Genomic DNA, 16,307 nt, shown 5'->3' with positions numbered 1-16,307 from the left:
TCAAATTACAAGAAACTATTTTTATCTCAATTATATTTTACATACCCTTAACAGAATTGTACTGCTCGCAGTCTGACCAGCCGCTCTAATTAATATTCCCATTTCATCAGAATTCGTAAAAAAAATCCCCCTGCATATCACAGTTATTTCCTGCAGAATATATAATAAATCTACAGATTCTCAAAGGCAGCCTGAATACTGTCATAGTGCAGGAATTTTCCCTGGGCTGCAAATTCCTTGATCTGATTCAGGGTGGCAAACATGTGGCCGTCTGTCTCTTCTTCCTGAAGGTGTAGATCTTCTTCTTTCACATCCATCACAAAGCGGTAAACATCTACGAAATAGTTGTCTCCCTCCCCTGGATTCTCTCTTTTGTAAGTAAAAAGATAGCCGCCCTGCGCACTGCTTACGTCAAGACCTGTCTCCTCTTTCACTTCGCGGAGTACAGCGTCATAAGAGGATTCCCCTGCCTGTGCTGCACCACCGGAAACCTCCCACCAGCCTGGTGCCCAGGCTTTTGTCAGCACACGTTTGGTAATGAGAAACGTACCATCTGGTCTTGCCACTACTCCAAGTACGGTGAGATGGTATTCTCCGTCCTTTAAACACCAGTCGTTTCGTTTCATGGTACGGCCGGTAGGTCTCTTGTTAATATCATAGATGTCCCAGAATTCCAATTTTTATCACTCCTGTTATATATTTCTTATGTATATTTTTATATTACGATTGTTTTGCAAATATTGTTATCAAATGCAGTTTTTCATCTTTTTCTATTTCAGCAGTTCCTCCACCATCTCTCTGGTATACTCTACCTTCTCTACATGGTTGACCTCGATCTGATACAGTGCATTTGCCGCAATGTGCTCTGCTGCCTGCTCCAGATCACGAATACCTGAAGTATTGGAATAACGCTGGATGATTGCCTCCAGCGCACCCTCTGTGATAATGCACTCACTCTCTTCCATATGCATTCTCTTAAGAACTTTCGGAAGAGAGAATCTGGAAAAGATTACTTTCTTCTCCTCAGCTGTATAATCCGGAATATCAATTACTGCAAATCTGGACATCAGCGGTGCACTGATCTGGTCACGGTCATTTGCAGTAGCAATTGGATAAACACCGCCAGTTGGGATCATACACTCCATATAGTTATCTGTAAATCCAAGATTGTCCAGAAGGGTAAGAAGTACGTCTGCCGGATTTCCATTTCCTTTGCCGGAATTTGCCTTATCAAGCTCGTTAATAATAAATACCAGATTAGAGGCACCAGCCATGGAAAATGCCTCCATAATAATTCCGGGCTTTGCATTTGCGTAAATACGGGGGCTTCCGGTAAGCTGCTTGGAGTCGTTAATTGAGCTCATGTCCAGCGTAGTCCACGGAAGTTTCAGGATTCTTGCAACTGCATAGGCTATCTGGGATTTGCCAGTACCGGCAGGTCCGATCAGAAGAAGTCCGTAGGCCGGAAGGGTATGTGTACGGTTGATCTGGATAATCGTCTCAATAATACGTTGTTTCACACGCTCCATTCCATAAAGCTCTTCATCCAGGATTCTCCTTGCCTCAACAGGATCGATTGCTTCAAAATAATTGTTCTTCCACTGGATATTCAACATAATAGAAAGAGCCCTCTGTGCATGATGGCGCTCTTCCTGAGAAACTTCACTGGATCTTGCCACTGCCAGATTTCTTCTGGTCCAGAGTCTGATATTATCCGGCAGTGTTTTGCCTGCGCAGGTCATAAAATCGGTAATGCTCTGAATGCTGGTAAGTTTCATCTCATCACCGTTTTCCTCCTGTTCCTCATCCTCTTCTGCCTCGGCAGGTGCATTACTCTCCAGAAGTCTCTCAATCATAAACTGCAGAAAGCCATCCTCTGCAGAAAGCTTTGTGCCGCCGCCAAAAGCAGTTTCGCGAATGCGGTATACCGCATATCCGTCCTCCCTGTTAGTACCAGACAAACGTACATTGATCCTGCTGTCTCCCAGCCATTTCAAAAGACTGGTAAATCTGGAATCAATTTTCACCACATCTGCTGTATGGTTACCGTCTTCTTCCTTAAAATCAAAAGCAGTACGGTTTACCGGATTGGTAAACACACCGCAGGAATGATGTTTCCACTGTCTCTCTTTATTGTCAAGCACCATAATCGGCTGCTCCGGTGAAGGCTTCGTATGGCTGCTGTGAAATGTTGTGTAAGTACACTTTGCCTCCGCTTTGCTTGCAGAAGCACCGCTGAAATCAAATACTGGCATAGCTTTTTCCTCTTTCCTGTGTATTTAAAGGGATATATTTCTCTAATTTTTCTTTCTTACTATAACAACATTTTTCTCTAATGTCCAGAATGAGTTGGCCTGTTTCATAATTCAGCATTGTCTTGTATTATTGTTCACTTTGTGACCAGTAACTATCTTATTTTTTATATATCTTGGCATTTCTTAGTTTTTTACAAAAAATCTCTTGCCAAAATGGAGAAATTCGTGTATTCTATTATACGGACTACTTTTCAACAATTTGATTTTCACTTAACATTTGATATATATTTCTGATTTTTAGTGCGCAGACACCATAGTCCCTCCCAAAGCTTCTAATGGAATACTGCAATCTAAAAATAAAAGACTCCCGGGCGCTCTAGAGCGTGTCTGAAAAAGCTTTCTATAAGATTTTTCAAACAGGCTCAAGTGTTCCGGGAGTTTTTCTATTCAATTATGCCAGACTTAACAGCTGCTTTCCTTCTGTCAGTCTTTCTTCAAACTGCTCATAGAAATCTCTGCCCACTTCATATGTTTTCATATAAAAACGATTCACCACATACAAATTCAGATTTTTGATCAGCTGGGCATCTGTGGCATTATAAAGAACCTCCTGCACATCCAGCAAAAAATAATGCCAGTCAGCTACAAACTTTTCATACTGGCGAAGATCCGGAGTGTCGATCCATTTCTTTACCTTGATCTTGCTCCGGCTTGTCTTCTTACATTCATGGATCTGCAGAAAATACTTAAATCCTCCATTTTCATAGAAACGTCCCAATGGGAAAAGTCTGCAGAACCCAGGACGGAAGTCATGAATGCTGCACCGTCCCTGTTCATTCAGGAAAACACAGCATTGGTTTTTTCCACTCATGCAAAGATGAGGCAGAATATTCCCATCCATGGCATCGAACTGGATCAGCCCGGTGCTTACCAGTTCCTGTGGTGTTTTTCCCAGATTCGTACACAGACGGTACACATCCATGGGATCCAGCACAACTGAGTCCCCCATACCCTCACAGCAGTCATGACAGCCCGCACAATCCTGACAGTCTGCCTTTACCATATCGTTTAATTCATAAAGTCTTCCGTCGGAAATCTCTTCCAAAGATACTTCTCGGCGCATATGCAAATTCCTCTTTCTTTTATTTTTTTGTAGACAAACATGGTTACGGTTCACTTCGCGATGCACTGAAATCATGCATTTTCAAGATTTCCCGCTGAGATTCCCCATTTTTCTGTAAACGATATTCACCAAAAACACCCCGCGGGACATTGCCAGTGAACAGTAATATAACATGCTGCCATCAACAGCATCTCCGTATTATCTATCCTCTGTATTTACAGCTTAATTCCAGACAATGCCTGTGCAAAAGCATTATTCACCGGCTCATTTGCCTCTTTCTGCTGCCTGCGCAGATAGTTCTGCACGTCACGCTTGCCTACTCCTGCGCCCTCTTTCTGACGTCTTGCCTGGAACGCGGAAAGCTTCTCTTTATAACCGCACTGGCAGACAAACGTCTCTTCCTTACCTTTTACATACATTTCCATACGTTTATGGCATTTCGGACAACGGGCATTGGTGGTGCGGGAAATCGTTTCACGGTAACCGCACTCACGGTCCTGGCATACCAGCATTTTGCTGTTTTTTCCGTTAACAGCCAGAAGTTTTTTGCCGCACTGCGGACACACTTTATTTGTAAGATTGTCGTGGCGGAAAGTGCCTTCCCCGGTCTTGATCTCATCCACAATTTCACAGGTATAGTCACGGATTTGGTGAAGAAAATCCCCCTGACGTATCCTGCCTTTTGCAATCTGGGAAAGCTTCATCTCCCAGTCAGCCGTGAGCTCGGGCTTTTTCAGATCTTCCGGCACCAGCTCCAGAAGCTGTTTTGCCTTGGAGGTAATATGGATCTCATTGCCTTTTTTCTCCATCATAAAAGAATGGAAAAGTTTCTCAATAATGTCTGCTCTTGTGGCAACGGTTCCAAGCCCCCCAGTCTCTCCAAGGGTTTTCACCGCTTCTTTATCCCTTGTCTCCATAAATTTCACCGGATTTTCCATAGCTGCAAGAAGAGTTGCCTCTGTGAATCTTGCTGGCGGTTTTGTTTTTCCTGTATTTAAGGAAGTTTTCAAAATCTTTAGTCTGGTTCCTGTTTTCATCTCCGGAAGGCGCTGGTCTTTCAGTTTTTTCTCATCTTCCGCCTCATCTTCCAAATCATCATCTGCCCCGCCTTCGTAAACTTCCTTCCAGCCCAGGCTCTTTATCACTTTGCCGCTGGCTGCAAATGTTTCTCCTGCCGCTTTCGCCTCCATGGTCACCTGCTCATACTGACTTGCAGGATAAAGAACCGCAAGGAAACGACGGACAACCATATCATAAATCTTCCGTTCTTCATTTGTCATGTGGTCCAGCTGAACAAACTGTTCTGTCGGAATGATCGCATGGTGGTCACTGACCCTCTTATCATCCACAAAGCTTCCATTCACCTGCACAGGCTTATTCATAAGTGCGCCTGCAAGCTTCCTGTACGGACCGATTCCGCAGGCCTTCAGCCTTTCCTTAATAGTAGGAACAATGTCTTTTCCAATGTATCGGGAATCGGTTCGGGGATATGTGAGTACTTTGTGGTTTTCGTAAAGGCGCTGCATAATATTCAGGGTCTCTTTTGCAGAAAAACCATATTTCAGGTTGGCTTCCCTCTGCAAAGTTGTCAGGTCATACAGACCTGGGGCCATAGTCTTTTTCGCTTTTTTCTCTACACTGGTTATTTCAAGAGCAGCGTTCTCCAGCCTGCCCTTGATCTGCTCTGCCCTTTCCCGGGAAAAAGTACGGAAGCTCTTTGTTTTCTCATCTCTCCAGGTCCATTTCACATCCTGGGTTTCCAGAGAAATACCATAATATTCCTTTGGAACAAATTTGCGGATTTCTTCTTCGCGCTTTGCGATCATGGCAAGGGTGGGGGTCTGCACCCTGCCACAGGAAAGCTGGGCATTGTATTTACAGGTGAGGGCTCTGGTACCGTTCATTCCCACCAGCCAGTCTGCTTCTGCCCTTGCAACAGCTGCACGATAAAGATTGTCATAGTCATGCCCGTCTTTCAGATTGGCAAAGCCTTCTTTAATTGCTTTATCTGTGACTGAGGAAATCCACAGTCTCTTAATTGGCTTATGGCAGCCTGCTTTTTCCAGGATCCAGCGGGCAACAAGTTCCCCCTCCCGTCCTGCATCTGTGGCTATAATGATTTCTCCAATATCTTTTCGGAAAAGCTGAGTCTTTACTACGGAAAATTGCCTGCCTGTCTGGCGGATGACTACCAGCTTCATCTCCTTGGGGAGCATGGGCAAAGTCGCCATTTCCCATTTTTCATACTTTCTGTCATATTCTTCCGGGTCAGCCAGGGTTACAAGATGTCCAAGCGCCCAGGTTACTACATAGTTTTTGCCTTCGAGAATACCACCGTTCTTCTGGTTTGCGCCAAGAACACGGGCAATGTCTCTGGCGACGGATGGTTTTTCCGCAATTACAAGTGATTTCATGTATACACTCCTGATTATTTTCGTATTTGATGATGTCTGCTTAAGCAAACAGTGAAATCCTCTCCATAATTGTTAAGGAATAGTTACATTATAACACACTTCAGAAATTTTTAAGAATATTTTGTTAAAATTAATTTGTAAAACGATCCCACCAATGATATTATGTAACCATAAAAGACAGAGAATCTACATCGCGATACTTCAGGTTCTTTGCAACAGAGCATGCCCCCAAATACGTTCCCTGATATGTGCTTCACAATTTATGGGAGATTTTGCAAACATGTTCTAAAAACCTAGGAGAAGTTATGTATTATTTTATTGTTAATCCCAATTCCCGCTCTGGCAGGGGACGTTCCATCTGGAATGAGATTCATCAGCAGCTTATGCTTCGGGGAGTTGATTTCCAGTACTGCCTTACAAGATATTCTGGACATGCCGCAGAGATTGCTTCTGATGCCTGTGCTCTTGGCACTGAATCTGAGCCTGTATATATCATTGCAGTGGGAGGTGACGGCACCATTCACGAGGTGCTCACCGGCATCACCGATTTTGACCGGGTAGTCTTCGGATACATTCCAACCGGCTCTGGCAATGATTTCTGCAGAAGCATGAGACTCCCTTTTGATCCAATGGAATCACTGGAATATATCCTAAAGGCAGAGTATATCAGCAAAATGGATGTTCCTTACCTGCTCCGCAATAATAAGAAGTCCCGATTCGGTATCAGCACGGGAATCGGATATGACGCCGGCGTATGCCAGGAGGTTCTGGCAACGCCCTTAAAGAAGGTATTCAATCGTCTTGGGCTGGGAAAGCTGATTTATCTTTTCATTGCATTGAAGCAGCTGATTTTTATTAATCCAGGAAAAATGACAGTGACCCTTGATGGAGAGAATACTTTTTCCTATGACCACGTATATTTTACAGCGGTTATGAATCAGAAATATGAAGGCGGCGGTTTTAAGTTCTGCCCGGATGCTCAGCCTGACGACCAGGTTCTGGACGTGATCCTTGTGGAAGGTATCCGTAAGATAAAGCTTTTATTTTGCCTGCCTACTGCTTTTTTCGGAAAGCATGTGGGCATCAGGGGAATACATATTCTCACCTGCAGAGATATCCATGTACATAGTGCGTCCGCTCTTCCCATTCATATTGACGGGGAATCTGGCGGAATTCGCGAAGATTTAACAGTTTCCATTGAAAAAAGCTCTTTAAAAATCATTTTACCTGTGGTATAATCTCTCACGATTTGGGATATCCGGAATTACAGGACCGATAACCCGGATTGGAAAAGGAGTGAAAAAGACTTGGTACAATTTATAAAAAAATACAGGCATGGTCTGATCATACTTGCGTATGCCATTGTTTATATGCTTTTTTTTGAGTATCTGGAGCGCAGGCCGGTGCGGGGATTTCATGTGATCGACACTGTTTTTGATGATTACATACCATTTTGTGAATATTTTATTGTCCCCTATCTGTTATGGTTTCCCTATCAGATTGTCACAGTTTTGTACTTTATCTTCAGGAACAAGAATAAAAAAGAATATTATCAGTTGATTTTCAATATGATGATGGGTATGACTGTTTTCCTGATCGTGTCTTATATATATCCAAATGTACTGCACTTAAGACCATCGGAGTTTCCAAGGGAAAACGTGTTTACAGATATGGTAAGATGGCTGTATCGGACGGATACACCGACCAATGTTCTGCCAAGTATTCATGTGTTTAATTCTCTGGCAGTTCATATGTCACTTACCAATTGTGAGGCGCTGAGAGACCACAAAGGGGTAAGGTATGGATCATTGGTTCTTACATTACTTATTATCATGTCTACTATGTTCCTGAAGCAGCATTCCGTAATTGATGTGTGCTGTGGTGCTACGCTGGCGCTGTTTGGATATCTGTTTTTCTATCCGCAGAAGGCGGGAGAAGAAGCAAGTGGCATGGCAGTAGAGAGAATTGGACGGAATAATCGCAGGAAACATTATTAAACAAAACGCGCACTTCCAGAAATTGGAAGGCGCGTTTTTTTATTAACAAAAATATGGGCGACGGCAACCGAATATGGATAAAATATGCCGCAAAGTGGGGCGTACTGATTGCAGGAATGATTTTTCAAAAATCTCCAGAACGCCCTTATCATTAATCAGTTAAATCCATAGAACTTCTGGCAAAGCTTGTATGCAGCTACAGACACCTTACGTCCGCCGCGGCCTGGAAGGTTCATGAAGTTACCCATGAGGCTGTGGCGAAGTTTTCCGTAGAGGGCACGGTTCGTGGAGCGGATATATTCCAGAAGCTCCTTCTTCTTGTCGAGAGCTTCCTTTGTGCCGGAGCGGATCAGCATAATGGAGGAAATGGTAGTAATAATATCCAGATAACTGATCATGTAGGCTCTGGTGCGTTTATTCATGCTGCCGCAGCTGGTGTAGGAATTTACCATCAGTTTATTTACGCGGAGCTGCTGGTCGATTCTGCGGATCATAACTGTCTCGTTTACGGACTGGTCATCGCGGCCGATAAAGTAACGGTAGAAATTAGTATCCAGGTAGTACATGTTCTGTACATACGGCAGCGGATCAAAGGCAAAAATATTATCTACGTAGAAGGTATGCTCCGGCAGAGTCAAGTTGCACTCAAGGAGAAGCTGGGTACGGTAGATCATGGAGTGCATGAGAAGATATTTTCCCTTTGGCATGTGACCTACTTCATTCCAGGTGAAAATCTGGTTCACTGGCAGGCAGTGACGATACTGCATAACCTTCTTGCGGGTAGCACCCTGTTTCTCGTATACAAAATTACTGATGAGAAGATCAACTGTTTTGGAGCCTTTTACCAGCTCTTCCAGAGTTTTCAGGATCTCTTTGTAGGATTCTTCATTTACCCAGTCATCGCTGTCTACAACCTTGAAATAGAGCCCCTGGGCATTGTGGATACCGGTGTTTACGGCGCCGCCGTGGCCAAGGTTTGGCTGATGGATGGCGCGGACAATGCCTGGATATTTCTCCTGGTATTCATCTGCGATCTCGGCTGTTCTGTCCTTGGATCCATCGTCAATTACAAGGATCTCTACTTCATCTCCGCCTGGTAAAAGGGATTTGATGCAGTTCTCCATATAAGCTTCAGAATTATAACATGGAATTGCTATGCTCAGTAATTTCATTTATTTTCCTCCTCATGTAGTGTAACGATTCTGTATTTTAAAATTACGCACCTTGCGATGTATTTTCCTTTTTTTTCTTTGAATTATGTTCTCAAAAACTCCAGCTGAACCATTACATATATTTTTCATAAGCGCCAAACGCAGAAGGTATGGCGTAGTTTCTCTCTGATTCTTTTTTATCTGCAAAAAGAATTCCCGGGGCATGTGTCTGCTCCAGGGAGGACACACGGATCCGGTACGCTTTCATCCTCCACTCAATGTGGGAAAAAATATGCCTGGCATCTGGCAGTTCTTCTATATATAAGGGCTCTGCGCCAAGCTCTTTCACGTATTCCAGGGCTTCCTCACGGTTCAGGTATCCTTCTGTATTGGGAAGCTCGTATAATCCGGCAAGAAGACCTTTCGGCGGTCGCTTGCGGATCGCAGTGCAGCTTCCATCCTGAATAACCAGCACGGTACGCTCTTCCACCACTCTTGGCTTCTTTGGTGCTTTCACCGGAAACTTTTCCATGGTGCCGTGAAGTCCCGCCTGGCAAAAGCATCTCACCGGACAAAGATCACATTTGGGCTGTCCGTTGGGGACGCACACTACTGCTCCAAGCTCCATCATTGCCTGATTAAAATCACCTGGACGGTCTTTCGGGATAATTTTCTGCAATGCGCTTTCTGTCTTTTTGCGAAATGCAGGTCTGGTAATATCTTCCGAATCTTCCGTCATTCTGGTGACTACACGGAAAACATTTCCATCTACGGCTGGCACCGGAATGCCATACGCTATGGAAGCGATGGCTCCTGCGGTATAACTTCCTATTCCCTTTAACGAGATAAGAAGGGAAAAGTCGTCAGGAAGTCTGCCATTATATTTTTCTACCATTTCCCTGGCTGCCAGCTGCATGTTCCGCACACGGCTATAGTATCCAAGACCTTCCCATAGCTTTAACAGCTTTTCCTCCGGACAGACTGCCAGGGCCTGGATATCCGGCAGTTCCCTAATAAATCTTTCAAAATAGGGCTTTACAGCTTCCACGCGGGTCTGCTGGAGCATGATCTCGGATACCCAGGTGTAATAGGCGTTGTACTTATCCCTCCAGGGCAAAATCCTTTTGTTCTCATCATACCAGGCAAGAAGAGGCTGTATAAACTCATCTGTCATCTAGTTTCCTCCAAACACACAGGCACTGGATTCTGTATTTCCATCCCGTCTGGCTCTACCAGACAGTCATAGGCCAGAATATGCACCCCTGCCTTTTTCGCTTTCTGTAAGGTTTCCCCAAATTCCCGGTGCGTATCCCAGTTTGGTTCAAATCTTGTAATTCCCTTCATCTGGATCACCAGAAGCAGATAAGCCTCATACCCTTCCCTCATGCAATGAATCAGCTCTTCCAGGTGCTTCACGCCCCTCGCAGTAGGAGCATCGGGAAAACGGGCAATATTATCTGCTTCCAGGGTTACACCTTTGACCTCAATAAAAGCCTTTCTCTTATCTGAACAGGCATACAGATCGAATCTGGAATTTCCATAAGTTTTCTCAGGAGTTACCTGCACTTCCTCTGGAAAAAGATGTCCTGCCCTTACCCATTCCAGGGCGGCTTTATTGGGAATCTGGGAATCCATATTGATCAGGCGTCCGCCTTTATTTACACAGACCAGATCGTATGCCGTTTTCCTTGCCGGATTACTGCTCTTTTCCAGAAAAACCTGGACACCAGGAATCAAAAGCTCCCTGCATCTGCCTGTGTTCTTTACATGAACCGTCTCTGTCTGTCCCGCGATCTCCACATGTGCAATAAATCGGTTCGGACGATCCAGGAAACGGCCTTCTGTAATATTTTCGTATTTCATAGTTCACCTCGTGCTGCTGTCTGACTCCCAAAACGTGTCTGAAAAAGGCTTTCTTCAATGACAGTCTTAAGAAATAATGTAACTATTTCACTGCAATATAAAACTGACCAATAGTTCAAAAGCAGCAGTCACCTTTCCTATCATAACATAAAATCGGCAAAAAGCCAGTTAAAATTGAAAAATCCCATATTAGGAGATTGATTTTTTTGATTTTCCTATATAGAATAGAAACCGTCAGATTGCAAAACAGAATGAGAAAAGAAGCAATTTTAGAATTTTAAGCACACCAGAAAGGACTAAAAACCTCAAATGGACAGTATTATTTTTGATATTGACGGAACTATATGGAACTCCACTGACGTTGTAGCTATGGCGTGGAATAAGGCTTTAGAAAAAGAGAATATTAATGTCCGTGTGACGGCTGATCAGCTGAAAGGGCTGTTTGGCAGACTTCTCCCGGATATTGCGAAGGCAATCCTTCCAGAACAGACCAAAGCGGAACAGCTTCGGGTTATCGATATCTGCTGCCAGGCTGAGCACGATCTGCTGGGTGCGATGGGCGCACCTGTTTACGACGGACTAGAAGAAACTTTGAAGGAGCTTAACAAACGCTACCCGCTTTTTGTAGTAAGCAACTGCCAGGCTGGATATATTGAGCTTGTTTTTGAGAAAACAGGGCTGGGAAAATACTTCACCGGCCATCTTTGTCCTGGAGACAGCGGGGAAGCCAAGGCGGCTAATATCCGTTCTATTGCTAAGAAGTATCAGCTGAAAGCACCTGTTTATGTAGGAGACACCTTCGGAGATTACCAGGCATGTCAGGAGGCAGGGGTACCATTTGTATTTGCTTCCTATGGATTTGGACAGGTAGATACACCGGATTATGTGATTGAGAAGCCGGCGGATTTGTTGAAATTATTCTAATTATTTATACAAATTTTTATTAGCAGTCCTTACTTTTCAAAAAATAGTGTGCCTGACTCATCACTGAAGTAACGAGAATGTGACACACAGTTATTCAACAGCAGATTGCGGGAATGATTTTTCAAACACGCTCTAGTACAGCTCAATATCTGGATTACAAAAGAAGCACCTGTATATCAATTTCCAGATATACAAGTGCTTCTTTTTCATCTTATTTCTTACATTTCTTGCGAATCACTACCACCATGATAATGAAGATAATAATTACTGCTGCCAGATAAATGATATCGTACACATAGCTCTTGATCACCATATCCAGACCGGTGAGGATTCCGAAAATGAGCAGGGTCACGCCGGAAACCAGCTGGACCTTTTTGTCATCGTAAAGCTTCTTACGCTCAGCGGCATTTCCGCCTTTCATAAGAACATCTCCATGACCGGTAAGAAGCATAACTCCCATTACAAGAGCTGCTATAGTCAGTATCATATCAAATGAATCCATATTCATATTAACTTATTCTCCACTTCTTTTGTGTTGTTCTGCTATCCGCAGCCTCAAAGACATGCAGCTGCCTTTTCATTCAGCTAGAGCATGTTTGAAAAATCATTCCCGCAATTTTCCAGTCAGATAAATGATCTTTTAGTAGAAGCACACGATCGGCACATTGGTATCAATAATGCTGTACAGAGTAGCTGCTGCATCCAGCGGCATATTGATACATCCATGGGATCCGGCGTAGGTATAGCGGTCACCACCGAAATATGCCTGCCAGGTAGCGTCATGGAAACCAATTCCGCCGTTAAACGGCATCCAGTAGGTAACCTGGGTTTCGTACTCGTAAGTGCCGTCCGGCTTCTTCTCTCCACGAAGCACATCCGGGCTCTTCTTATAATACAGGGTGAAAATTCCCGGAGGTGTGGCTCTGTCATCATAACGGATATCTCCGGAAACAATGTCAGAGTCAAAGATGATGCTGCCATTCTGGTAATAGTACATGTGCTGACTACTCAAATCTACCTCGATATAGGTACTTCCAATGTCATTATATCCGTAAGAATTGGCTCTCATGGAATATACCGGTTCCCGTGTAGTCTGAGTGCCTGTACGGATCTCTTCTGTCAGCTGTGCTGCTTCTGCGTCCTGATCGATCTTCCAGCCATATGCAGAGCCATAAACAGAAACGGTACGGCCACTGGTCGTATTAAAGGAACGTGTTGTTCCAACTGTATCATGCTCACTTGCCAGCTGTGCCACAAAATCCTTGATATGCTGGGTAAAGGAAGCATCATCCTGCACCAGCTGTCCCTTGTCATCAAACTGCAGCCATTCCTTAAGGGTGCTTCCGTCAAGAGTGACTGTCTGCTCTCCAAATGTATAGGTAATGCTGGCCTTGGTATAATTATTATAAGCATCCCTGGTGGCCTGAAGGGTAGGATCATCGCTGGTCACTGCTGCCACTGCATATACATCCGGCGTACTTCCCAGATCAATGGATGTCTGGCTTCCGGAAATGGCGGTATCCAGCGCTTTATAGGCTTCCTTCACCTTCAGCTTGCTGCCCTCAGTCTCAGGAACAATGGTAAACTCGCTTCCCTCAAGCGCCACATATGCATTCTCCGGCTCAACCTGGTTTTCTGCCTGTGCACACTTTAATTCCTTTACTTCACTCTGAAGCAAACTCTTATCAAAAGTCACATTCTCCTGGGTGGTATAGCTTCTGGTCTCCATGAACCCTTTTACCCATTCATATGGCTTCTGCTGCTTCAAAAGATCCAGAACTTCTCCATCAGACACATAGCGGTAATTGATCTGGTTTCCGCTGATGGTCTGTGGCTCCTGGTTCCGCGCGGTAACCTCAATGGAATAATCCTCCACATTGCCTGCAATCAGCTGCTCTGTCTCGTAGGCAGTCTTATTGGAACAGTTGATTCCGTTAATATAGGTTCCTTCAAAGAATCTGTCTGCATAATAGTAACTCACTGCTCCATAAGCGCATCCTGCTGTCACCGCAAGAATAGCTGCCACAATTCCCGTAACTTTAAGTCCCTTATGCTTCTTTCTGGGAACAGGGATGATCTTCTCATCCAGTTCCTCATCAGTAATAGGAACATAGGAAATCTTCGTCGGACGGGCAGATCTGGCTGCCGGCTTCGGAGACGGTCTGGCAGATTTCTTAGAAGTCTGCTTCTCAGGCTGGTTAGGTGCTACCGCACCGGCAGAATCTTTTCTTCGGTGCTTTCTGCCTTTATTTGAATAGGGCGGAATAATTTCCACCTGAAGCTCTTTTTCAGATGTTTCCGGTTCATCTGCAGATTCAGCGTCCTCTGAATCTTCGCTCTCTGAATCTTCTTCCTCTGAATTCTCTTCTTCAGATTCTGTCTCTTCCTCGTCCCAGAAGTCCTCTTCTTCCGTGCTCAGCTCTGCCTCATCCTGGTCGTACTCTTCTTCCTCTGGATACTCCTCTTCAGAATCCTGCTCAGCCAGTTCTTCTGCATCGGAATCGTCTTCACCTTCCCAGGAATCAAAATCGCTCTCCTGGTCATCTTCATCATAAAAGTCTGCGCCGTGGAATTCCTCGTCCAGATCTGCTTCAAGACCTGCCATAGCCGAATCTATTTTATCTTCAAAGTCTCCCGGGCTTCCCTGAGTATGCTTATTGTCCTTACTCATGTATAAAACTCTCCTCTGATAAAAACACTGTTTGAACAAGGCTTCTCCATCTAATGGCGAAACCTTGTTTCATTATAACATATATTTTCCATTTTGTATCTTAAAATGTATATTTCCTTCAAAAGAATCCCTTTAATGTTAATTGCAATTCAAACTTCCACCCCAAGAGCTTATCCGTGAAAGTTAATTCTTCCGAAAGAATATGTGGAAGTTACCCTTTCAAACTGGAAACTCGGATTGCAATCGACCTTTTTTCAGCCTTAACAGTCTATAACAGATTCATTTTATTAAATCACGTTTACGGATTTGTAATCCTGGCTTTCACTGCAGACATAATTTTCTCTTCATATCCTTCATCACATAGAAGTAAAGTACAATAAGAAGGACTGTTGCTACAATCCATGCAAATGGACTGGCCATGCATGCCATTGTATAACTCCTGGCATCTGCTGCAACAACTGCCATCACACCTCTTCCAATAAGCTCTGCCACGCCTGAGAGCATAGGAAGAAGCCCATATCCCATTCCCTGAAAGCCATTACGGTAACAATTGACCACATAAAGGGGAATCATAAACATTCCAACACAGCGAAGATATGTATCCACCATAGGGATCACCGCCTCTGCATTATCAGAGATAAACAGATAAGAAAAGCTTTTTCCCACAAAAAACAGGACAAATCCTACAACAACAGCATATGCACAGCCGATCACATCTGCACACCGGAACCCCTGACGCACACGGTCCAGCTTACGCGCACCAACATTCTGTGCACTATATGTAGACATTGTAGTTCCTATAGCTACAAATGCCTGGGTAAAGATATTATCAATCTTAGAGCCTGCTGTAAAGGCCGCAACTGCATAAGAGCCAAGTATATTCAAAGAACTCTGTACCATCATGCCTCCAATGGCTGTAATGGAATACTGCAGTCCCATGGGAATTCCCACACTGATCTGTTTTACGGCAATATCACGGTTAAAATACCAGTCTTCTTTTTTCATCTTTAGTTCCGGCACGGCCTTCCACATATAAATCAGGCAAAGAACTCCTGACACTCCCTGTGAAATAACGGTAGCCCAGGCAGCTCCCGGCGCTCCCCAGTGAAAAAAGATAATAAATACAAGGTCAAGTACAATATTCAGTCCTGCCGCCAGAATCAAAAAGTAAAGAGGCGTTTTGCTGTTTCCCAGTGCCCTTAAGATACTGGACACCAGATTATACAATACCTGGGTAAAAATTCCGGCACAGATGATCATAATATAACCATATGCACCATCAAAAATATCTTCAGGTGTATGCATGAATACAAGAAGCCTGTGCATTCCCAACATGCTTACTGCAGTCATAACAACTGCGATCACAGCAGAAAGAATTGCTGCATTACCAACCGTCTTACGCATCTCATCCATTCTTCCTGCTCCGAACTTCTGAGAGGTAAGAACTGTAACTCCTGTTGTAACCCCCATCAGGAATCCAATAATAAGGAACGTAATGGTTCCAGTAGCGCCTACCGCTGCCAGCCCCTTGGTTCCAACAAACTTTCCAACAATAACTGCATCTGCCATACTGTACAGCTGTTGAAAAACATTTCCCAGAAATACAGGAATAGTAAAATTCAACAGCATTTTCATGGGCTTTCCCACAGTCATATCTGTCTGCATATTCAGTTTTCCTCCATAAGAAAAAATATCGTTTGAGAGGGATTATAGGCGATATTTTTTCTACTTTCAAGCCCCTTTTTTTATTATTTTGCAACTATTCAGCAGGTGCTGTTCCCCGAGGTGTTTATTTGTGAACGCAGTCCATAGGATTGTATTATTTTAAGCGCTGTCAAGCGTTTTTGAAAATGTCCTAAAATAATTGAAGTATTAGCCCCGGCTTTTTGCTGGGGCTTGTTATATTGAT

Annotated in this window: 13 protein-coding genes; 3 read left to right on the top strand and 10 right to left on the bottom strand. The window is 44.0% G+C overall.

Going from position 1 to position 16,307, the window contains the following annotated elements:
• Positions 1-170 precede the first annotated feature (170 nt).
• From I2D69_RS15330 to I2D69_RS15315, 4 genes are all read right to left on the bottom strand, one after another.
• Positions 171-677, bottom strand: a complete 507-nt coding sequence (locus I2D69_RS15330) for an NUDIX domain-containing protein (protein WP_173715626.1) — start codon at positions 675-677, stop codon at positions 171-173.
• 93 nt (positions 678-770) lie between these two features.
• Positions 771-2,255: an AAA family ATPase gene (locus I2D69_RS15325; RefSeq protein WP_118583860.1), complete on the bottom strand. Its 1,485-nt coding sequence runs from the start codon at positions 2,253-2,255 to the stop codon at positions 771-773.
• Between the two features lie 451 nt (positions 2,256-2,706).
• Positions 2,707-3,378: a YkgJ family cysteine cluster protein gene (locus I2D69_RS15320; RefSeq protein WP_118583858.1), complete on the bottom strand. Its 672-nt coding sequence runs from the start codon at positions 3,376-3,378 to the stop codon at positions 2,707-2,709.
• Between the two features lie 215 nt (positions 3,379-3,593).
• Positions 3,594-5,792, bottom strand: coding sequence for a DNA topoisomerase 3 (locus tag I2D69_RS15315; protein ID WP_173735501.1), 2,199 nt, complete (start codon positions 5,790-5,792; stop codon positions 3,594-3,596).
• Between the two features lie 305 nt (positions 5,793-6,097).
• Between I2D69_RS15315 and I2D69_RS15310 the strand changes: the two genes are divergently transcribed.
• Together I2D69_RS15310 and I2D69_RS15305 are read left to right on the top strand one after the other, a co-directional pair.
• On the top strand, positions 6,098-7,030 hold the full coding sequence (locus I2D69_RS15310; RefSeq protein WP_195380183.1) for a diacylglycerol kinase family protein: 933 nt from the start codon (positions 6,098-6,100) through the stop codon (positions 7,028-7,030).
• A 69-nt stretch (positions 7,031-7,099) separates the two neighbouring features.
• A complete protein-coding gene (locus I2D69_RS15305; RefSeq protein ID WP_173735499.1) occupies positions 7,100-7,789 on the top strand; it encodes a phosphatase PAP2 family protein in 690 nt (229 codons plus the stop codon).
• Between the two features lie 155 nt (positions 7,790-7,944).
• Here the strand turns inward: I2D69_RS15305 and I2D69_RS15300 are convergent, their stop codons facing one another.
• The 3 genes from I2D69_RS15300 to sfsA form a co-directional block, all read right to left on the bottom strand.
• Positions 7,945-8,961: a glycosyltransferase family 2 protein gene (locus I2D69_RS15300; RefSeq protein ID WP_118583852.1), complete on the bottom strand. Its 1,017-nt coding sequence runs from the start codon at positions 8,959-8,961 to the stop codon at positions 7,945-7,947.
• 112 nt (positions 8,962-9,073) lie between these two features.
• Complete coding sequence (mutY, locus tag I2D69_RS15295) at positions 9,074-10,114, bottom strand: A/G-specific adenine glycosylase (protein ID WP_195380182.1); 1,041 nt, start codon at positions 10,112-10,114, stop codon at positions 9,074-9,076.
• On the bottom strand, positions 10,111-10,803 hold the full coding sequence (sfsA, locus tag I2D69_RS15290) for a DNA/RNA nuclease SfsA (protein ID WP_118583848.1): 693 nt from the start codon (positions 10,801-10,803) through the stop codon (positions 10,111-10,113). Before sfsA ends, mutY begins: the two co-directional genes overlap by 4 nt.
• 309 nt (positions 10,804-11,112) lie before the next feature.
• Here sfsA and I2D69_RS15285 point away from each other — a divergent pair, with 309 nt between their 5' ends.
• Positions 11,113-11,727, top strand: coding sequence for an HAD family hydrolase (locus I2D69_RS15285; protein WP_195380181.1), 615 nt, complete (start codon positions 11,113-11,115; stop codon positions 11,725-11,727).
• Positions 11,728-11,938: 211 nt separating this feature from the next.
• Here the strand turns inward: I2D69_RS15285 and I2D69_RS15280 are convergent, their stop codons facing one another.
• The 3 genes from I2D69_RS15280 to I2D69_RS15270 form a co-directional block, all read right to left on the bottom strand.
• Positions 11,939-12,235, bottom strand: a complete 297-nt coding sequence (locus I2D69_RS15280; protein WP_195380180.1) for a DUF3784 domain-containing protein — start codon at positions 12,233-12,235, stop codon at positions 11,939-11,941.
• A 132-nt stretch (positions 12,236-12,367) separates the two neighbouring features.
• The gene (locus I2D69_RS15275) at positions 12,368-14,398 is read right to left on the bottom strand and encodes a L,D-transpeptidase family protein (protein ID WP_243243838.1); all 2,031 of its coding nucleotides are present in this window, start codon (positions 14,396-14,398) and stop codon (positions 12,368-12,370) included.
• 321 nt (positions 14,399-14,719) lie between these two features.
• Positions 14,720-16,063 carry an MATE family efflux transporter gene (locus I2D69_RS15270; RefSeq protein ID WP_173715630.1) on the bottom strand — a complete coding sequence of 448 codons (1,344 nt, stop codon included), beginning with the start codon at positions 16,061-16,063 and terminating at the stop codon, positions 14,720-14,722.
• Positions 16,064-16,307 lie beyond the last annotated feature (244 nt).

This window comes from Ruminococcus sp. D54t1_190329_F1, assembly GCF_015551645.1.
Taxonomy (GTDB): Bacteria; Bacillota; Clostridia; order Lachnospirales; family Lachnospiraceae; genus Blautia_A; species Blautia_A faecis.
The sequence above is the reverse complement of the archived record's forward strand: the minus strand, read 5'-3'. Positions and strand labels throughout refer to the sequence as shown.

Excerpts from the sequence above, each read along its gene's own strand:
- I2D69_RS15325 (WP_118583860.1), bottom strand. The coding sequence starts at position 2,255 with ATGCCAGTATTTGATTTCAGCGGTGCTTCTGCAAGCAAAGCGGAGGCA.
- I2D69_RS15320 (WP_118583858.1), bottom strand. The coding sequence starts at position 3,378 with ATGCGCCGAGAAGTATCTTTGGAAGAGATTTCCGACGGAAGACTTTAT.
- I2D69_RS15315 (WP_173735501.1), bottom strand. The coding sequence starts at position 5,792 with ATGAAATCACTTGTAATTGCGGAAAAACCATCCGTCGCCAGAGACATT.
- I2D69_RS15310 (WP_195380183.1), top strand. The coding sequence starts at position 6,098 with ATGTATTATTTTATTGTTAATCCCAATTCCCGCTCTGGCAGGGGACGT.
- I2D69_RS15300 (WP_118583852.1), bottom strand. The coding sequence starts at position 8,961 with ATGAAATTACTGAGCATAGCAATTCCATGTTATAATTCTGAAGCTTAT.
- mutY (WP_195380182.1), bottom strand. The coding sequence starts at position 10,114 with ATGACAGATGAGTTTATACAGCCTCTTCTTGCCTGGTATGATGAGAAC.
- sfsA (WP_118583848.1), bottom strand. The coding sequence starts at position 10,803 with ATGAAATACGAAAATATTACAGAAGGCCGTTTCCTGGATCGTCCGAAC.
- I2D69_RS15285 (WP_195380181.1), top strand. The coding sequence starts at position 11,113 with ATGGACAGTATTATTTTTGATATTGACGGAACTATATGGAACTCCACT.
- I2D69_RS15280 (WP_195380180.1), bottom strand. The coding sequence starts at position 12,235 with ATGAATATGGATTCATTTGATATGATACTGACTATAGCAGCTCTTGTA.
- I2D69_RS15275 (WP_243243838.1), bottom strand. The coding sequence starts at position 14,398 with ATGAGTAAGGACAATAAGCATACTCAGGGAAGCCCGGGAGACTTTGAA.
- I2D69_RS15270 (WP_173715630.1), bottom strand. The coding sequence starts at position 16,063 with ATGCAGACAGATATGACTGTGGGAAAGCCCATGAAAATGCTGTTGAAT.